Below are 18,318 nucleotides of genomic sequence, written 5' to 3' on the forward strand. Positions count from 1 at the left end.
AGTAGGTCGCATTTTGTGGCTCTCACCATGTGTTAGGGTTTGGTGAGAACCCGAAATCAACCTCGCGGGTTGCCGGCCCCCGGGCCGTCGGTGTCAGCCTTTCGGACACCGCTCGGAACGGACAAACGACCGACAGATCGACCGACCACAGGAGCTGCCCCTTGGGTGATTCCCGCGCGCCCGTCGCCCTCCGATACGCTACGGACGCTCACAGGAATCATCGGGACCGGCTCCTTCGAACTCCATACGACGACCGCGGGATTGAGGTGAAGCAGTGACGACGCCAGCGCAGGACGCGCCGTTGGTGTTCCCGTCCGTGGCCTTCCGGCCGCTGCGCCTGCTTCTCATCTGCGCGGCCGTGTCGGGCCTGATCACGGTCGCCGCCGCACTCGTCGGATATCCGCTGTTCGGCCTGTTCTTCGCGATCGGCATGGCGCTCGGTCTCACCAATGCGCTGCTGGTCCGGCGGGCGGTGGATTCCATCACCGCCGGCGATCACCCGCTGAAGAAGAAGATGGCGCTCAACTCGGCCTCCCGGCTGCTGGCGATCACCGTCGTCGGCCTGACCATCGCGTTCGTATTCCGTCCGATGGGCCTCGGCGTGCTCTTCGGTCTGGCACTGTTCCAGGTGGTCCTCGTCCTCAGCACCTCTCTGCCGGTTCTCAAGAAGCTCCGCGCAGGTGACGGTGATCAGGTCGCGGGCCCCGCTCCCGACGCTTCGACATCCAACGACGGATAGCTCAAGGACTGATTCGTAGATGACTGAAAGTGTGCTCGCCCTCGAGGTTGGTCACCACATCGAACAGAAGTGGTTCGGCCTGACGGTCAACGTGGACACCGTCCTGTCCACCGCGATCGCCGGCGCCATCGTCATCGCCCTGGCGTTCTTCCTGCGCGCCAAGGTCACCTCCACCGGCGTGCCCGGCGGCGTCCAGCTGTTCTTCGAGGCGATCACCATCCAGATGCGCAACCAGGTGGAGAGCGCGATCGGCATGCGCATCGCACCGTTCGTGCTGCCGCTGGCGGTCTCGCTGTTCTGCTTCATCCTGTTCGCGAACTGGTTGTCGGTGCTTCCGGTGCAGTACACCGACTCCGAGGGCGTCACCACCGAGCTGATCAAGCCGCCCGCCTCGGACATCAACTTCGTGCTCGCGCTCGCACTGTTCGTGTTCATCTGTTACCACCTCGCCGGCATCTGGCGGCGCGGCGTCATCGGTCACCCCATCAAGGTCGCCAAGGGTCACGTCGCCTTCCTCGCGCCGATCAACATCGTCGAGGAGATCGCCAAGCCGATCTCGCTGTCGCTGCGACTCTTCGGCAACATCTTCGCCGGCGGCATCATGGTCGGATTGATCGCGCTATTCCCGGCGTGGATCCTGTGGCTGCCCAACGCGATCTGGAAGTCGTTCGACCTCTTCATCGGCCTGATCCAGGCCTTCATCTTCGCTCTGCTGACGATCCTGTACTTCGGGCAGTCGATGGAGCTCGACCACGACAGCGATCACGCCTCAGACCATGCGGAACAGGGCGCGGCCGACAAGCACTAGAACCAGCAGTATCCGTTAGACCCACACAGAACCTGGCGACAACCAACAGCCAGTTATCAAGGAGGATAAGGAATGGATCCCACTATCGCTGCAGGCGCGCTCATCGGCGGTGGTCTGATCATGGCCGGCGGCGCGATCGGCGCGGGTATCGGTGACGGTATCGCCGGTAACGCCCTGATCTCGGGCATTGCCCGGCAGCCGGAGGCCCAGGGTCGACTCTTCACTCCGTTCTTCATCACCGTCGGCCTGGTCGAGGCGGCCTACTTCATCAACCTCGCCTTCATGGCGCTGTTCGTCTTCGCCACCCCGGTCGGCTAATTCGTCGTCATGGGTGAACTGACCGTAACCGTCCTGGCGGCCGAAGAGGGTGGGGGGACCAGTAACTTCCTGGTCCCCAACGGCACCTTCTTCTTCGTGCTGCTCATCTTCCTGATCGTGCTCGGCGTGATCGGGAAATGGGTGGTGCCACCGGTCAGCAAGGTGTTGGCCGAGCGCGAGGCGATGCTCGCGAAGACGGCAGCCGACAACAAGAAGGCGGCAGAACAGATGGCCAGGGCCCAGGCTGACTACGACGAGACGATGGCCGCTGCGCGCGGCGAGGCGTCGTCGATTCGTGACGAAGCCCGGTCCGAAGGCCGCAAGGTCGTCGACGGGGCGCGGGCCGAGGCCGGCGGCGAGGTGTCCGACAAGCTGCAGTCCGCCAACGCGGAACTGGAGCAGACCGCGTCGAGGACGACGAGCGAGCTCGAGTCTTCGGTGGACGGCCTGTCGAGCACACTGGCGAGCCGCATCCTGGGCGTCGACGTCAACGACACGTCGAGCGGGAGGCGTTGATGTCCACATTCATCGGACAGCTGGTCGGGTTCGCGCTCATCATCTACATCGCGGTCCGGTGGGTCGTACCGCCGGTTCGCACGATGATGAAGAACCAGCAGGAAGCGGTCCGCGCGGCGCTCGAGGAGAGCAAAGCTGCGGCCGACAAGCTGGCCAGCGCCGACCAGCGGCACGCCAAGGCCGTCGAGGACGCCAAGGCAGCCGGCGTCAAGCTGACCGAAGAGGCCCGCACCGACTCGACCCGCATCGCCGAGCAGCTGCGCGAGCAGGCCGAGGTCGAGGCTGAACGCATCAAAGTCCAAGGCGAGCAACAGATCCACCTGCTTCGTCAGCAGACCATCCGCAACCTACGGCAGCATCTGGGCCTCGAGTCGGTGCAGAAGGCCGAGGAGATCGTTCGCAACTACGTGGCCGACCCGGGCGCGCAGTCGCAGACGGTCGACCGGTTCCTCGACCAGCTCGACGAGATGGCGCCGTCGCCGGCGGTGCTGGAAGCCGGTGCGACGCTCAACCTTCGGGCGGCCAGCCGCGAGGCGCTGGCCGAACTGGTCAAGAAGTTCGACTCGGTCACCGAGGGGGCCGATGCCGCGGCCCTGACCACGTTGGCCGACGAGATCGCCGCGGTGGCCAGGCTGCTCCTCACCGAGCCGGCGCTGAACAGCCACCTCGCCGAGCCGACCGACGAATCGGACGCCAAGATGCGCCTACTGGAGCGTCTGTTCGGCGGCAAGGTCGGCGACACCTCGTACGACCTCCTCAAAACGGCTGTCTCGCAACGGTGGTCGAATGAGGGCAACCTCGTCGATGCGCTCGAGCATGTGGCACGGCTCGCCCTGCTGGCTCGTGCCGAGCGGGACGGCCAGAGCGAAGAGGTCGAAGAGCAGCTGTTCCGGGTCGGTCGTGTCCTCGACACGGAGTCGCGGTTCAACCGGCTGCTGTCCGACCCGACGGTGCCGGCCGACAAGCGGATCGAGTTGCTGGACAAAGTGCTCGAGGCCGGCGGGGGAGTCAACGACACCGCCGCAGCGCTGCTGCGGCTGACGATCGGACTGCTGCGTGGCGAGCTCGCCGACGCGGCGGTGGCCGACCTGGCCGAGCTTGCGGTGACACGGCGCGGTGAAGCCGTCGCCGAGGTGACCGCCGCAGCCGAGCTGTCCGACGAGCAGCGCACCCGCCTGACCGAGGTGCTCAGCCGGATCTACGGCACCGCGGTGTCGGTCCAGCTGAATGTCGACCCCGACATCCTCGGCGGGCTTCTGATCACCGTCGGTGACGAGGTCATCGACGGATCCATCTCCTCCCGGTTGGCCGCCGCCCGCAGTGGGCTGCCGGACTGACCCACGAACTCGCGCAGTAACAAACACAAAGGCAGGAAGACGAAAAGCCATGGCAGAGTTGACAATCTCGGCTTCTGACATCGAAGGGGCGATCGAGGACTACGTCTCCTCCTTCACCGCCGACTCCGACCGCGAAGAGGTCGGCGTCGTCATCGATGCCGGTGACGGTATCGCGCACGTCGAGGGCCTGCCCTCGGTGATGACCCAGGAGTTGCTGGAGTTCCCCGGCGGTGTCCTCGGAGTCGCGCTGAATCTCGACGAGCACAACATCGGCGCGGTGATCCTGGGCGACTTCGAGAAGATCGAAGAGGGCCAGCAGGTCAAGCGCACCGGCGAGGTGCTCTCCGTGCCGGTGGGCGACGGCTTCCTCGGCCGGGTGATCAACCCGCTCGGTCAGCCACTCGACGGGCAGGGCGACATCGAGTCCGAGACGCGCCGGGCGCTCGAGCTGCAGGCCCCCTCGGTGGTGCAGCGGCAGGGCGTGTCCGAGCCGCTGCAGACCGGTATCAAGGCCATCGACAGCCAGACGCCGATCGGCCGCGGCCAGCGCCAGCTGATCATCGGTGACCGCAAGACGGGCAAGACCGCGGTCTGCGTGGACACCATCCTCAACCAGCGCCAGGCCTGGGAGACCGGTGACCCCAAGCAGCAGGTGCGTTGCGTGTACGTCGCGATCGGCCAGAAGGGCACCACGATCGCATCGGTCAAGCGGGCCCTCGAAGAGGGTGGCGCGATGGAGTACACCACCATCGTCGCGGCGCCGGCCTCTGACGCCGCCGGCTTCAAATGGCTTGCGCCCTACACCGGTTCGGCCATCGGTCAGCACTGGATGTACGACGGCAAGCACGTGCTGATCGTGTTCGACGACCTGTCCAAGCAGGCCGACGCCTACCGCGCGATCTCGCTGCTGCTGCGTCGTCCGCCGGGCCGCGAAGCCTTCCCCGGCGACGTGTTCTACCTGCACTCGCGCCTGCTGGAGCGCTGCGCGAAGCTGTCCGATGAGCTCGGCGGCGGATCGATGACGGGGCTGCCGATCATCGAGACCAAGGCGAACGACATCTCGGCGTTCATTCCCACCAACGTCATCTCGATCACCGACGGTCAGTGCTTCCTGGAGTCCGACCTGTTCAACCAGGGCGTCCGGCCGGCCATCAACGTCGGTGTGTCGGTGTCGCGCGTCGGTGGCGCCGCACAGATCAAAGCCATGAAAGAGGTGGCCGGCTCGCTGCGTCTGGAGCTCTCGCAGTACCGCGAGCTGGAGTCCTTCGCGGCATTCGCCTCGGACCTCGATCCCGCATCCAAGGCGCAGCTGGACCGCGGTGCACGCCTCGTGGAGCTGCTCAAGCAGCCGGCCTACACCCCGTACCCGGTCGAGGATCAGGTGATCGCGATCTTCCTCGGCACCAAGGGCCACCTGGATTCGGTGCCGGTGGAGGATGTTTCGCGTTTCGAGCGTGAGATCCTCGAGCATGTCAAGGGTTCTCACGGGGAGATCCTCGACGAGATCCGCGAGACCAAGAAGCTCTCCGAGGAGACCGCGGACAAGCTCACCGACGTCATCAACGAGTTCAAGAAGGGGTTCTCGGCCTCTGACGGAAGCTCGGTGGCGGTGAACGAGCACGAGGCCGAGGCGATGGACGAAGAGGACGTCGAGAAGGAGTCGGTCAAGGTCCGCAAGCCGGCGCCCAAGAAGTAGGACCGGAAAGGTTCTGGAGAGCTAGATGGCTGCAACACTGCGTGAGCTACGCGGGCGGATCAGGTCCGCCGGGTCGATCAAGAAGATCACCAAGGCCCAGGAGATGATCGCCACCTCGCGGATCGCGAAGGCCCAGGCTCGAGTCGAAGCGGCTCGGCCGTACAGCACCGAGATCACCAACATGCTCACCGAGCTGGCAAGCGCGAGCGCGCTGGATCATCCGCTGCTCGTCGCGCGGGAGAACCCGAGGCGCGCCGCGGTGCTGGTGGTGTCGTCCGACCGCGGGTTGTGCGGTGCCTACAACGCCAACGTGCTTCGGCAGGCCGAGGAGCTCTTCTCCCTTCTCCGTGAAGAGGGCAAGGACCCGGTGGTGTACGCCGTCGGCCGGAAAGCGCTCGGGTTCTACAACTTCCGCCAGCGCGACGTCATCGAGTCGTGGACCGGCTTCTCGGAGCGGCCCACCTACGAACAGGCCAAGGAGATCGCTGAGACGCTGGTGGCCTCCTTCATGTCGGGCGTGGACGACGAGGGCGACGACCCGGGCGACGACGGCATCCTCGGTGTCGACGAACTGCACATCGTCTTCACCGAGTTCAAGTCGATGCTGTCGCAGTCGGCGGTGGCCCGCCGGATCGCACCGATGGTGGTCGAGTACGTCGGCGACGAGGAGCCCGAGGACGGACCGCGCACGCTGTTCTCCTTCGAACCCAACGCCGAAACGCTGTTCGACGCACTGCTTCCGCGCTACGTCGCCACCCGGGTGTACGCGGCGCTGCTCGAAGCGGCCGCGTCGGAGTCCGCTGCCCGACGGCGCGCGATGAAGTCGGCCACCGACAACGCCGACGATCTGATCAAGTCCCTGACGCTGGCGGCCAACCGCGAACGTCAGGCTCAGATCACCCAGGAAATCAGCGAGATCGTCGGCGGCGCCAACGCGCTGGCCGACGCCAAGTGACCTTCAGCAGAACGCCCCGTTAGGAAGCGAAGAGAAAATGAGTGCACCAGCCAAAGACAGGGACACCACGGGTCGCGTGGTCCGCATCACCGGCCCCGTGGTCGACGTGGAGTTCCCGCGTGGTTCCGTTCCCGAGTTGTTCAACGCGCTGCACGCCGACATCTCCTACAAGGAGCTGTCCAAGAAGCTGACCCTCGAGGTCGCGCAGCACCTCGGCGACAACCTGGTGCGCACCATCTCGATGCAGCCGACGGACGGTCTCGTTCGCGGCGTCGAGGTGACCGACACCGGCGACTCGATCTCGGTGCCCGTCGGTGACGGCGTCAAGGGGCACGTGTTCAACGCGCTCGGTGACTGCCTCGACGAGCCCGGCTACGGCAAGGACTTCGAGCACTGGTCGATCCACCGCAAGCCGCCGCCCTTCTCGGAGCTGGAGCCCCGCACCGAGATGCTGGAGACCGGTCTGAAGGTCGTCGACCTGCTGACTCCGTACGTGCGCGGCGGCAAGATCGCGCTGTTCGGTGGCGCCGGTGTGGGCAAGACGGTGCTCATCCAGGAGATGATCAACCGCATCGCCCGCAACTTCGGTGGCACCTCCGTGTTCGCCGGCGTCGGCGAGCGCACCCGCGAAGGCAACGACCTGTGGGTCGAGCTCGAGGACGCCAACGTGCTCAAGGACACCGCGTTGGTGTTCGGTCAGATGGACGAGCCCCCGGGCACCCGTATGCGCGTCGCGCTCTCCGCGCTGACCATGGCGGAGTACTTCCGCGACGAGCAGGGCCAGGACGTGCTGCTGTTCATCGACAACATCTTCCGGTTCACCCAGGCCGGCTCCGAGGTGTCCACGCTGCTCGGCCGTATGCCGTCCGCCGTGGGCTACCAGCCGACGCTGGCCGACGAGATGGGCGAGCTGCAGGAGCGCATCACCTCGACGCGTGGCAAGTCGATCACCTCGATGCAGGCCGTCTACGTGCCCGCCGACGACTACACCGACCCGGCTCCGGCCACCACGTTCGCGCACCTCGACGCGACCACCGAGCTGTCTCGTACCGTGTTCTCGAAGGGCATCTTCCCGGCCGTGGACCCGCTGGCATCGTCCTCGACGATTCTCGATCCGTCCGTGGTCGGCGACGAGCACTACCGCGTCGCTCAGGAAGTCATCCGTATCCTGCAGCGTTACAAGGATCTTCAGGACATCATCGCGATCCTCGGTATCGACGAGCTGGCCGAGGAGGACAAGCAGCTGGTGCAGCGCGCCCGCCGCATCGAGCGCTTCCTGAGCCAGAACATGATGGCCGCCGAGCAGTTCACCGGTCAGCCCGGTTCGACGGTGCCGCTCAAGGAGACCATCGAGGCGTTCGACAAGCTGACCAAGGGCGACTTCGACCACCTGCCCGAGCAGGCGTTCTTCCTCATCGGTGGACTCGACGATCTGGCGAAGAAGGCCGAAAGCCTCGGCGCCAAGCTGTGACCGGCGCAGTGGCATCGAGGAAGGTGGTGTGACGTGGCGGAGATGAACGTCGAGATCGTCGCCGTGGAACGCGAACTGTGGGCCGGCGAGGCCACCTTCGTGTTCACCCGCACCACCGCCGGTGAGATCGGGATCCTGCCGCGGCACATCCCGCTGGTGGCCCAACTCGTCGACGACGCGATGGTGCGTGTCGAGCGCGACGGCGAGGACGATCTGCGCATCGCCGTCGACGGCGGGTTCCTGTCCGTCACGGAGGAGGCCGTGCGCATTCTCGTCGAGAACGCGCAGTTCGAGTCCGAGATCAACGCCGACGAAGCCAAGCAGGACTCCGAGTCCGACGATCCCAGGAAAGCTGCCTGGGGACGTGCGCGACTGCGGGCACTGGGCCAGATCGACTAGCGGGTCAGCCGATGAGCGCGTCCATGCTGTTCATGGTCGCGCTGGTCAGCGTGCTGCTACTGATCGTCGTCGCGCTGAGTTACCGGCTGTGGAAGCTGCGGCAGGTCGGCGGCACGGCGGCGATTCTGCGCGACGTGCCCGCGGTCGGCGGCCACGGGTGGCGCCACGGCGTCATGCGCTACCGCGGCGGTGACGCGCAGTTCTACCGGTTGTCGAGCCTGCGGTGGTGGCCCGACCGGACTCTGAGCCGGCGCGGCCTGGAAGTGGTGTCCCGGCGGTCGCCGCGCGGCGATGAGTTCGACATCATGACCGACGAGATCGTCGTGCTCGAATTGCGCGATGTCGACCCTGATCGTGGGCGGGGCTACGAGATCGCCCTCGACCGCGGCGCCCTCACCGCGTTCACCTCCTGGGTGGAGTCGCGGCCCTCGCCGCGCGCGCGGCGCCGCAGTTACTGACTTCCGCCGCCCGGCTTCCAGAGCACGTCTCCGTCGGGGTTGGCCACCCGCGACAGGATGAACAGCAGGTCGGACAGCCGGTTGAGGTACTTCGCCGGCAACACGCTGATCGAATCCCCGTGCGTCTCGACCGCATGCCAGGCGGACCGTTCCGCGCGGCGCGCCACGGTACGTGCGACGTGCAGGAGCGCCGACAGGCCGGTGCCGCCGGGCAGGATGAACGAGTTGAGCGCAGGCAGCTGCTCGTTGAACTCGTCGCACCACTGCTCCAGCCGGTCGATGTAGCTCTGCCGGATGCGCAGCGGCGGGTATTCGGGGTTCTCCACCACGGGAGTCGACAGGTCGGCACCCGCGTCGAACAGGTCGTTCTGGATCTGGCGCAGCACCGCGAGGATGCGCTGATCAGGCTGTCCCAGCGCCACCGCGACACCGATCGCGGCGTTGGTCTCGTCACAATCGGCGTAGGCCACCAGCCGCGCGTCACTCTTCGATACCCGGCTGAAATCACTGAGTCCTGTGGTGCCGTCGTCGCCGGTCCGGGTGTAGATCCGCGTGAGGTGCACTGCCATGCCCAAACGGTACGGGACGCGTGCGCCGGCGGGCGCGCGGGAAACTGACATGACCAGAAGCGCTGTTTACACTGACCGGCGTGGGCGAGCGTTTCGTGGTGACCGGCGGCAGTCGGTTGGCGGGCGAAGTGACCGTCGGTGGTGCCAAGAACAGCGTTCTGAAGTTGATGGCCGCATCTCTGCTGGCCGAGGGCACCAGCACGATCACGAACTGTCCGGACATCCTCGACGTACCGCTGATGGCCGAGGTCCTCCGCGGGCTCGGGGCCACCGTCGAACTCGACGGTGACGTCGTCCGGATCACCTCGCCGGACGAGCCCAAGTACGACGCCGACTTCGCCGCCGTGCGTCAGTTCCGCGCGTCGGTCTGTGTGCTGGGCCCGCTGGTCGGTCGCTGCAAGCGGGCGAAGGTGGCATTGCCCGGCGGTGACGCGATCGGCTCCCGTCCGCTCGACATGCATCAGGCCGGTCTGCGCCAGCTCGGCGCCCGGTGCAACATCGAACACGGCTGCGTGGTCGCCGAGGCGGACCACCTGCACGGCGCCGAGATCCAGCTGGAGTTCCCGTCGGTCGGCGCCACCGAGAACATTTTGATGGCCGCCGTGCTGGCCGACGGCGTGACCACGATCCACAACGCCGCCCGCGAACCCGACGTCGTGGATCTGTGCACGATGCTCAACCAGATGGGCGCGCAGATCTCGGGTGCGGGTTCCTCGACCCTGACGATCAACGGCGTCGACAAGCTCTATCCGACCGAACATCGCGTCATCGGGGACCGGATCGTCGCCGCGACGTGGGGGATCGCCGCGGCGATGACGCGCGGCGACATCTCGGTCACAGGGGTGGACCCGGCGCATCTGCAGCTGGTCCTGCACAAGCTGCACGACGCCGGTGCGACGGTGACGCAGTCCGACGACGGCTTCCGCGTCGTCCAGTACGAGCGGCCCAAGGCGGTCAACGTCGCCACGCTGCCGTTCCCCGGTTTCCCGACGGACCTGCAGCCGATGGCGATCGGGTTGGCTGCGATCGCCGACGGTACGTCGATGATCACCGAGAACGTATTCGAGGCGAGGTTCCGCTTCGTCGAGGAGATGATCCGGCTCGGCGCCGACGCTCGCACCGACGGTCACCATGCGGTGGTGCGGGGGATCCCGCAGTTGTCGAGCGCCCCGGTGTGGTCCTCGGACATCCGTGCCGGCGCCGGCCTCGTGCTCGCCGGCCTCGTTGCCGATGGTGACACCGAGGTGCACGACGTCTTTCACATCGACCGCGGGTATCCGAAGTTCGTGGAAAATCTGACCAGTCTGGGTGCGGAGATCGAGCGCGTCGAGTAGCGTGCGCGGCCCGGATCAGGGTCGTGTGCAGGGCATTTGGGCGTCTGGCCGACAGCGCGTAGTATTTCCAACAGAAGCGCACGGCCCCGGTCGAAAGATTCGGGGCTGAGCCTTGACCGCCCTGATCGCATGCAGTACAGTGGCAGGGTTGCCTGAAAACGGCGGTGTTGTTTGAGAACTCAATAGTGTGTTTGGTGGTTTTTGTTTGTTGTTTTTGTTGTGTCCGCATTTTCCCGTTTGGGGGCGCAACGTTTTTTACAGATGCCAGTTTTGGTGTCTTTTGTTTTGTGATCGGATTTTTCTGATTCGAATTCTGCCTGGGTTTGGTCCTGGGGGTTTTTGTTTGGAGAGTTTGATCCTGGCTCAGGACGAACGCTGGCGGCGTGCTTAACACATGCAAGTCGAACGGAAAGGCCCTTCGGGGTACTCGAGTGGCGAACGGGTGAGTAACACGTGGGTGATCTGCCCTGCACTTTGGGATAAGCCTGGGAAACTGGGTCTAATACCGAATATGACCGCGCGTTTCATGGCGTGTGGTGGAAAGCTTTTGCGGTGTGGGATGGGCCCGCGGCCTATCAGCTTGTTGGTGGGGTAATGGCCTACCAAGGCGACGACGGGTAGCCGGCCTGAGAGGGTGTCCGGCCACACTGGGACTGAGATACGGCCCAGACTCCTACGGGAGGCAGCAGTGGGGAATATTGCACAATGGGCGCAAGCCTGATGCAGCGACGCCGCGTGAGGGATGACGGCCTTCGGGTTGTAAACCTCTTTCGCCAGGGACGAAGCGCAAGTGACGGTACCTGGAGAAGAAGCACCGGCCAACTACGTGCCAGCAGCCGCGGTAATACGTAGGGTGCGAGCGTTGTCCGGAATTACTGGGCGTAAAGAGCTCGTAGGTGGTTTGTCGCGTTGTTCGTGAAAACTCACAGCTTAACTGTGGGCGTGCGGGCGATACGGGCAGACTGGAGTACTGCAGGGGAGACTGGAATTCCTGGTGTAGCGGTGGAATGCGCAGATATCAGGAGGAACACCGGTGGCGAAGGCGGGTCTCTGGGCAGTAACTGACGCTGAGGAGCGAAAGCGTGGGGAGCGAACAGGATTAGATACCCTGGTAGTCCACGCCGTAAACGGTGGGTACTAGGTGTGGGTTTCCTTCCTTGGGATCCGTGCCGTAGCTAACGCATTAAGTACCCCGCCTGGGGAGTACGGCCGCAAGGCTAAAACTCAAAGGAATTGACGGGGGCCCGCACAAGCGGCGGAGCATGTGGATTAATTCGATGCAACGCGAAGAACCTTACCTGGGTTTGACATGCACAGGACGCCGGCAGAGATGTCGGTTCCCTTGTGGCCTGTGTGCAGGTGGTGCATGGCTGTCGTCAGCTCGTGTCGTGAGATGTTGGGTTAAGTCCCGCAACGAGCGCAACCCTTGTCTCATGTTGCCAGCACGTTATGGTGGGGACTCGTGAGAGACTGCCGGGGTCAACTCGGAGGAAGGTGGGGATGACGTCAAGTCATCATGCCCCTTATGTCCAGGGCTTCACACATGCTACAATGGCCGGTACAAAGGGCTGCGATGCCGTGAGGTGGAGCGAATCCTTTCAAAGCCGGTCTCAGTTCGGATCGGGGTCTGCAACTCGACCCCGTGAAGTCGGAGTCGCTAGTAATCGCAGATCAGCAACGCTGCGGTGAATACGTTCCCGGGCCTTGTACACACCGCCCGTCACGTCATGAAAGTCGGTAACACCCGAAGCCGGTGGCCTAACCCCTTGTGGGAGGGAGCCGTCGAAGGTGGGATCGGCGATTGGGACGAAGTCGTAACAAGGTAGCCGTACCGGAAGGTGCGGCTGGATCACCTCCTTTCTAAGGAGCACCACGAGACCTGGGCCCGCCCGCATCGTGTGGGAGTTCGGGAGTGTCAGGCGATTCGTTGGATGGCGGGTCTCTGTAGTGGAGGCGCGTCGGGTGCACTCGACAAACATTTATGTGCCGGAACGGGATTCAGCTTCGGCTGGGTTTTTCGGTGCGCGGCCATCAGACACACTATTGGGCTTTGAGACAACAGCCCGTTGGTTCCCTGTCTCGCCTGTTGTGGGCGGGGGCTGGGATTGGGTCGTGTTGTTGCCCTGCTTTGGTGGTGGGGTGTGGTGTTTGATTTGTGGATAGTGGTTGCGAGCATCTGGATGCGCTGGCTTTTGTGGGCTGGTGTGTCCGGTTGTAATGCAAATTTTTCTGATACCTGCGCGCGTCCCTTTGTGGGTGTGTGTGGGTGATGACTCATTTTTTTGGTTTTGTGTTGTAAGTGTTTAAGGGCGCATGGTGGATGCCTTGGCACTGAGAGCCGATGAAGGACGTGGGAGGCTGCGATATGCCTCGGGGAGCTGCCAACCGAGCGTGGATCCGAGGATGTCCGAATGGGGAAACCCGGCACGAGTGATGTCGTGTCACCCGGCACTGAATACATAGGTGTCGGGGGGGAACGCGGGGAAGTGAAACATCTCAGTACCCGTAGGAAGAGAAAACAAAAGTGATTCCGTGAGTAGTGGCGAGCGAAAGCGGAGGATGGCTAAACCGTGTGCATGTGATACCCGGCGGGGGTTGTGTGTGCGGTGTTGTGGGGCGTTTCTTCTCATCACCGCCGTGATGGGCGACAGTGAGAAAATGGTGGGTTAGGTGAAGTGGCCTGGGATGGTCTGCCGGAGCGGGTGAGAGCCCCGTAACCGAAAACCCGTCATCTGTTGTGGAATGTTTTCCCCGAGTAGCAGCGGGCCCGTGGAATCTGCTGTGAATCTGCCGGGACCACCCGGTAAGCCTGAATACTTCTCAGTGACCGATAGCGGATTAGTACCGTGAGGGAATGGTGAAAAGTACCCCGGGAGGGGAGTGAAAGAGTACCTGAAACCGTGCGCTTACAATCCGTCAGAGCCTTCGACTTGTCGTGGGGTGATGGCGTGCCTTTTGAAGAATGAGCCTGCGAGTCAGGGACATGTCGCGAGGTTAACCCGGGTGGGGTAGCCGTAGCGAAAGCGAGTCTGAATAGGGCGTATCCACACAACAGTGTGTGGTGTAGTGGTGTGTTCTGGACCCGAAGCGGAGTGATCTACCCATGGCCAGGGTGAAGCGCGGGTAAGACCGCGTGGAGGCCCGAACCCACTTAGGTTGAAGACTGAGGGGATGAGTTGTGGGTAGGGGTGAAAGGCCAATCAAACTCCGTGATAGCTGGTTCTCCCGAAATGCATTTAGGTGCAGCGTCGCAGTGTTCGTGTCGGAGGTAGAGCTACTGGATGGCCGATGGGCCTCACAAGGTTACTGACGTCAGCCAAACTCCGAATGCCGACACGGTGTAATGCGGCAGTGAGACGGCGGGGGATAAGCTCCGTGCGTCGAGAGGGAAACAGCCCAGATCGCCGGCTAAGGCCCCTAAGCGTGTGCTAAGTGGAAAAGGATGTGCAGTCGCGAAGACAACCAGGAGGTTGGCTTAGAAGCAGCCACCCTTGAAAGAGTGCGTAATAGCTCACTGGTCAAGTGATTGTGCGCCGATAATGTAGCGGGGCTCAAGCACACCGCCGAAGCCGCAGCACACCTTGTGTGTGCTGGGTAGGGGAGCGTCCTGCATCCGGTGAAGCCGCCGAGTGATCGAGTGGTGGAGGGTGTGGGAGTGAGAATGCAGGCATGAGTAGCGATAAGGCAAGTGAGAACCTTGCCCGCCGAAAGACCAAGGGTTCCTGGGCCAGGCCAGTCCGCCCAGGGTGAGTCGGGACCTAAGGCGAGGCCGACAGGCGTAGTCGATGGACAACGGGTTGATATTCCCGTACCCGTGTGTGAGCGTCCCTGATGAATCACCGGTACTAACCGCCCAAAACCAGAATCACCGGCGACCTTCGGGTCAAAGGGTTTCTGGGGCTGCGCGGGACCTTCGGTGGTAGTAGTCAAGCGATGGGGTGACACAGGAAGGCAGCCGTACCAGTCAGTGGTAATACTGGGGCAAACCTGTAGGGAGAAACCTAGGCAAATCCGGGTTTCACATATCCTGAGAGGTGATGCATAGCCGAGTGAGGCGAATTCGGTGATCCTATGCTGTCGAGAAAAGCCTCTAGCGAGCGCACACACGGCCCGTACCCCAAACCAACACAGGTGGTCAGGTAGAGAATACCGAGGCGTACGAGTGAACTATGGTTAAGGAACTCGGCAAAATGCCCCCGTAACTTCGGGAGAAGGGGGACCCCTGTACCGTGTAAGCCCTTGCGGCCCAAGCGGAGTGGGGTGGCACAAACCAGTGAGAAGCGACTGTTTACTAAAAACACAGGTCCGTGCGAAGTCGCAAGACGATGTATACGGACTGACGCCTGCCCGGTGCTGGAAGGTTAAGAGGACCTGTTAACCCCTTCGGGGGTGAAGCGGAGAATTTAAGCCCCAGTAAACGGCGGTGGTAACTATAACCATCCTAAGGTAGCGAAATTCCTTGTCGGGTAAGTTCCGACCTGCACGAATGGCGTAACGACTTCTCAACTGTCTCAACCATAGACTCGGCGAAATTGCATTACGAGTAAAGATGCTCGTTACGCGCGGCAGGACGAAAAGACCCCGGGACCTTCACTACAACTTGGTATTGGTGCTCGATACGGTTTGTGTAGGATAGGTGGGAGACTGTGAAGCGGTCACGCCAGTGATTGTGGAGTCGTTGTTGAAATACCACTCTGATCGTATTGGGCCTCTAACCTCGAACCGTCTATCCGGTTCAGGGACAGTGCCTGGTGGGTAGTTTAACTGGGGCGGTTGCCTCCTAAAAAGTAACGGAGGCGCCCAAAGGTTCCCTCAACCTGGACGGCAATCAGGTGTTGAGTGTAAGTGCACAAGGGAGCTTGACTGCGAGACTGACACGTCAAGCAGGGACGAAAGTCGGGACTAGTGATCCGGCACCTCTGAGTGGAAGGGGTGTCGCTCAACGGATAAAAGGTACCCCGGGGATAACAGGCTGATCTTCCCCAAGAGTCCATATCGACGGGATGGTTTGGCACCTCGATGTCGGCTCGTCGCATCCTGGGGCTGGAGCAGGTCCCAAGGGTTGGGCTGTTCGCCCATTAAAGCGGCACGCGAGCTGGGTTTAGAACGTCGTGAGACAGTTCGGTCTCTATCCGCCGCGCGCGTCAGAAGCTTGAGGAAATCTGTCCCTAGTACGAGAGGACCGGGACGGACGAACCTCTGGTCCACCAGTTGTCCCACCAGGGCACCGCTGGATAGCCACGTTCGGACAGGATAACCGCTGAAAGCATCTAAGCGGGAAACCCCCTCCAAGACCAGGCTTCTCACCCATTCAAGTGGGATAAGGCCCCCCGCAGACCACGGGATCGATAGACCAGACCTACAAGACCAGCAATGGTCGCAGGGAACTGGCACTAACCGGCCGAAAACTTACAACAACAACAAAACCTCGCAACCACACCACAAACAACCCACACCCCACCACCAATAACACCAAAAACGGGGCCCAAAAGTTTCACACTCAAAAACGAGTGAATAAAGTTACGGCGGTCCATAGCGGCAGGGAAACGCCCGGACCCATCCCGAACCCGGAAGCTAAGCCTGCCAGCGCCGATGATACTACCCACACGGGTGGAAAAGTAGGACACCGCCGAACACTATTTAAGTCCTGTGCCCCCCAATTCTGTTGGGGGGCACAGGCATTTGTGCGTCAAGCCGCTCAGGAGAACAGCGTCGGCACGGCCGGCGCGTAGCGCTTCTCCATTCCCAGCAGCAACTTCTTCCGGTCCAGGCCGCCACCGTATCCGGTCAGACTTCCGTTGGCGCCGATCACGCGATGGCACGGCACGATGATCCCGACCGGGTTGTGCCCGTTGGCCAGCCCGACTGCGCGGGAGGCCCCGGGCGAACCGATCTGCGCAGCGATCTCTCCGTAGGAACGGGTCTCGCCGTAGGGGATCGTCCGCAACGCCTCCCACACCCTGCGCTGAAAGGCGGTACCGACCATCTCCAACTCGAGGTCGAAGTCGACGCGCTCACCACGGAAGTACTCCCCGAGTTGCGCCACCGCGTCAGCGAAGGCCTCGTCATCGGATTCCCAGCCCTCGCGACTGGGCTCATAGGTCTGGTCGACCATCCGCAGATGCCGGAGCCGATTGCCGACACCGGCCAGCGTGAGTATTCCGACGGGACTGTCCATGGTCCGATAACGCATGCTTTCCATCATCTCTCCTTCGGGGGCCATTGGTTGACGGAGTGCTCGAGGGTGGTCCAAAGATGTTGTGTCACATACGAACGCCACGGCCGCCAACGTTCGCTGCGTGCGGCGAGCGCTTTCGGTTCCGCCGGCAGACCGAGTCGGCCGGCAGCAGCCACCACGCCGAGATCGGTCGCAGGAAACGCGTCGGGGTCGCCCAGGCCGCGCATGGCGATCATCTCGGCGGTCCACGGCCCGATGCCCGGCAACGCCAGCAGTTGCGCTCGGGCGCGGTTCCAGTCGCACCCGGAGTCGAGAACCAACTCACCGGCGTCGACGGCCTCGACCAGGGCCATCACCGTGCGCTGGCGCGCCTTCGGCAGGGCCAGATGCCGCAGGTCGATCTCGGTCAGGGCGGCCGCGGACGGGAAGAGGTGGGCCAACCCCCCGCCGGGATCGTCGATGGCGTCACCGTAGGCAGTCGCCAGCCGTGCCGCGTGCGTGCGTGCGGCAGCCGTCGACACCTGCTGACCCAGCACCACCCGGATCGCCAGTTCGTGCTCGTCGACGGTACGAGGGATGCGTTGGCCGGGCGACTTGGCGATCACCGAGGCGAGTTCGTCGTCGGCGCTGAGGGATTCGACGATGGCCTCCGGGTCGGCGTCGAGATCGAGCAGGCGCCGGCAACGCGCGATCGCCGCGGGCAGGTCGCGGAAGTCGTCGATGGACAGTTGGCAGGTGACGTGATCGGGACGCGGAGTGAGTCCGACTGTCCCGCTGCCGTGGGGGAGCCGCAATGTGCGCCGGTAGGTTTCCCCACGCACCTCCTCGACGCCGGGTACGCCCGTGGCGGCCAGGTGCCCGAACACTCCGTCGTAGGCGAACGGGGTGCGCACCGCCAGCCGCAGCGTCATCACCCCGCTGGTCGGGACGTCGTGCAATCGTTCGCGGACCCGCCGCCGCAACTGGGTGGGCGTCAGGTCGCAGACCGCGCGGACCGTGTCGTTGAACTGTCGGATGCTGGCGAATCCCGCGGCGAAAGCGACGTCACTGAACGGCATTTCGGTCGTCTCGATGAGTACCCGGGCCATGTGTGAGCGCTGCGCCTGGGCCAGCGCCAGCGGCGTGGCCCCGACCTCCGCCTGCATCAGACGTTCGAGCTGGCGCACGGTGTAGCCCAGCCGGGCGGCCAGTCCGGTGACCCCGTCCCGGTCCACGGTGCCGTCGGCGATCAGGCGCATGGCACGTGCGACGACGTCACTCCGGACGTTCCACTCCGGTGACCCCGGGGAGGCGTCGGGCCTGCACCGTTTGCAGGCGCGGAAGCCCGCTCGCTGCGCGGCCGCCGCGGTGGGATAGAAGCGGATGTTGCGGGCGAACGGGGGACGTACGGGGCAGCTCGGCCGGCAATAGATCTTGGTGGTCAGCACCGCGGTGACGAACCAGCCGTCGAACCGAGCGTCCTTGGCCTGGACGGCGCGGTAGCAGCGGTCGAAGTCGGTGTGCATACAGTCGACCCTGTCACGGCGCCCGGGCCATTACT

At 63.6% G+C, this 18,318-nt stretch carries 14 protein-coding genes and 3 rRNA genes; 14 read left to right on the plus strand and 3 right to left on the minus strand.

Going from position 1 to position 18,318, the window contains the following annotated elements; genetic code table 11:
* Positions 1 to 274: 274 nt before the first annotated feature.
* The 10 genes from G6N45_RS12430 (at position 275) to G6N45_RS12475 (ending at position 8,697) form a co-directional block, all read left to right on the plus strand.
* Positions 275 to 739, plus strand: coding sequence for an ATP synthase subunit I (locus G6N45_RS12430; protein WP_057148119.1), 465 nt, complete (start codon positions 275 to 277; stop codon positions 737 to 739).
* 19 nt (positions 740 to 758) lie between these two features.
* Positions 759 to 1,547 (plus strand): F0F1 ATP synthase subunit A, encoded by a 789-nt coding sequence (gene atpB / locus G6N45_RS12435; RefSeq protein ID WP_057148118.1) that lies wholly within the window; start codon positions 759 to 761, stop codon positions 1,545 to 1,547.
* Positions 1,548 to 1,619: 72 nt separating this feature from the next.
* Positions 1,620 to 1,865: a F0F1 ATP synthase subunit C gene (locus tag G6N45_RS12440; protein WP_011893196.1), complete on the plus strand. Its 246-nt coding sequence runs from the start codon at positions 1,620 to 1,622 to the stop codon at positions 1,863 to 1,865.
* A 9-nt stretch (positions 1,866 to 1,874) separates the two neighbouring features.
* Positions 1,875 to 2,381 (plus strand): F0F1 ATP synthase subunit B, encoded by a 507-nt coding sequence (locus G6N45_RS12445; RefSeq protein WP_163722610.1) that lies wholly within the window; start codon positions 1,875 to 1,877, stop codon positions 2,379 to 2,381.
* Complete coding sequence (locus G6N45_RS12450) at positions 2,381 to 3,718, plus strand: F0F1 ATP synthase subunit B/delta (RefSeq protein WP_163722611.1); 1,338 nt, start codon at positions 2,381 to 2,383, stop codon at positions 3,716 to 3,718. The genes G6N45_RS12445 and G6N45_RS12450 overlap by 1 nt, the downstream gene beginning before the upstream one ends.
* 49 nt (positions 3,719 to 3,767) lie before the next feature.
* A complete protein-coding gene (gene atpA, locus G6N45_RS12455; protein WP_057148115.1) occupies positions 3,768 to 5,414 on the plus strand; it encodes a F0F1 ATP synthase subunit alpha in 1,647 nt (548 codons plus the stop codon).
* A gap of 25 nt (positions 5,415 to 5,439) precedes the next feature.
* Positions 5,440 to 6,369 (plus strand): F0F1 ATP synthase subunit gamma, encoded by a 930-nt coding sequence (locus G6N45_RS12460; protein WP_057148114.1) that lies wholly within the window; start codon positions 5,440 to 5,442, stop codon positions 6,367 to 6,369.
* Between the two features lie 37 nt (positions 6,370 to 6,406).
* Positions 6,407 to 7,840, plus strand: coding sequence for a F0F1 ATP synthase subunit beta (gene atpD, locus G6N45_RS12465; protein ID WP_163722612.1), 1,434 nt, complete (start codon positions 6,407 to 6,409; stop codon positions 7,838 to 7,840).
* A gap of 33 nt (positions 7,841 to 7,873) precedes the next feature.
* Complete coding sequence (locus G6N45_RS12470) at positions 7,874 to 8,239, plus strand: F0F1 ATP synthase subunit epsilon (protein WP_057148112.1); 366 nt, start codon at positions 7,874 to 7,876, stop codon at positions 8,237 to 8,239.
* Positions 8,240 to 8,250: 11 nt separating this feature from the next.
* Positions 8,251 to 8,697: a DUF2550 domain-containing protein gene (locus tag G6N45_RS12475; RefSeq protein ID WP_057148111.1), complete on the plus strand. Its 447-nt coding sequence runs from the start codon at positions 8,251 to 8,253 to the stop codon at positions 8,695 to 8,697.
* Here the strand turns inward: G6N45_RS12475 and G6N45_RS12480 are convergent.
* Positions 8,691 to 9,266 (minus strand): cob(I)yrinic acid a,c-diamide adenosyltransferase, encoded by a 576-nt coding sequence (locus G6N45_RS12480; protein WP_163722613.1) that lies wholly within the window; start codon positions 9,264 to 9,266, stop codon positions 8,691 to 8,693. The two genes, G6N45_RS12475 and G6N45_RS12480, sit on opposite strands and share 7 nt — an antisense overlap.
* Before the next feature lie 80 nt (positions 9,267 to 9,346).
* On the opposite strand from G6N45_RS12480, the gene murA reads away from it, so the two are divergent.
* The 4 genes from murA to rrf all read left to right on the plus strand — a co-directional run bounded on the left by murA (position 9,347) and on the right by rrf (position 16,235).
* Positions 9,347 to 10,600, plus strand: coding sequence for a UDP-N-acetylglucosamine 1-carboxyvinyltransferase (gene murA / locus G6N45_RS12485; RefSeq protein WP_163722614.1), 1,254 nt, complete (start codon positions 9,347 to 9,349; stop codon positions 10,598 to 10,600).
* Positions 10,601 to 10,940: 340 nt separating this feature from the next.
* A 16S ribosomal RNA gene (locus G6N45_RS12490) occupies positions 10,941 to 12,460 on the plus strand.
* Between the two features lie 433 nt (positions 12,461 to 12,893).
* Positions 12,894 to 16,017: ribosomal RNA gene (locus G6N45_RS12495) — 23S ribosomal RNA — on the plus strand.
* Between the two features lie 104 nt (positions 16,018 to 16,121).
* Positions 16,122 to 16,235, plus strand: a 5S ribosomal RNA gene (rrf, locus tag G6N45_RS12500).
* Together the 16S, 23S and 5S rRNA genes form the textbook arrangement of a ribosomal RNA operon.
* A gap of 63 nt (positions 16,236 to 16,298) precedes the next feature.
* On the opposite strand, the gene G6N45_RS12505 is transcribed toward rrf, so the two are convergent.
* Both G6N45_RS12505 and G6N45_RS12510 read right to left on the minus strand, forming a co-directional pair.
* Positions 16,299 to 16,802 carry a methylated-DNA--[protein]-cysteine S-methyltransferase gene (locus tag G6N45_RS12505; RefSeq protein ID WP_163722615.1) on the minus strand — a complete coding sequence of 168 codons (504 nt, stop codon included), beginning with the start codon at positions 16,800 to 16,802 and terminating at the stop codon, positions 16,299 to 16,301.
* On the minus strand, positions 16,802 to 18,283 hold the full coding sequence (locus G6N45_RS12510) for a DNA-3-methyladenine glycosylase 2 family protein (protein WP_163722616.1): 1,482 nt from the start codon (positions 18,281 to 18,283) through the stop codon (positions 16,802 to 16,804). Before G6N45_RS12510 ends, G6N45_RS12505 begins: the two co-directional genes overlap by 1 nt.
* Positions 18,284 to 18,318: the final 35 nt, after the last annotated feature.

This window comes from Mycolicibacterium psychrotolerans, assembly GCF_010729305.1.
In the GTDB taxonomy this organism is placed as follows: Bacteria; Actinomycetota; Actinomycetes; order Mycobacteriales; family Mycobacteriaceae; genus Mycobacterium; species Mycobacterium psychrotolerans.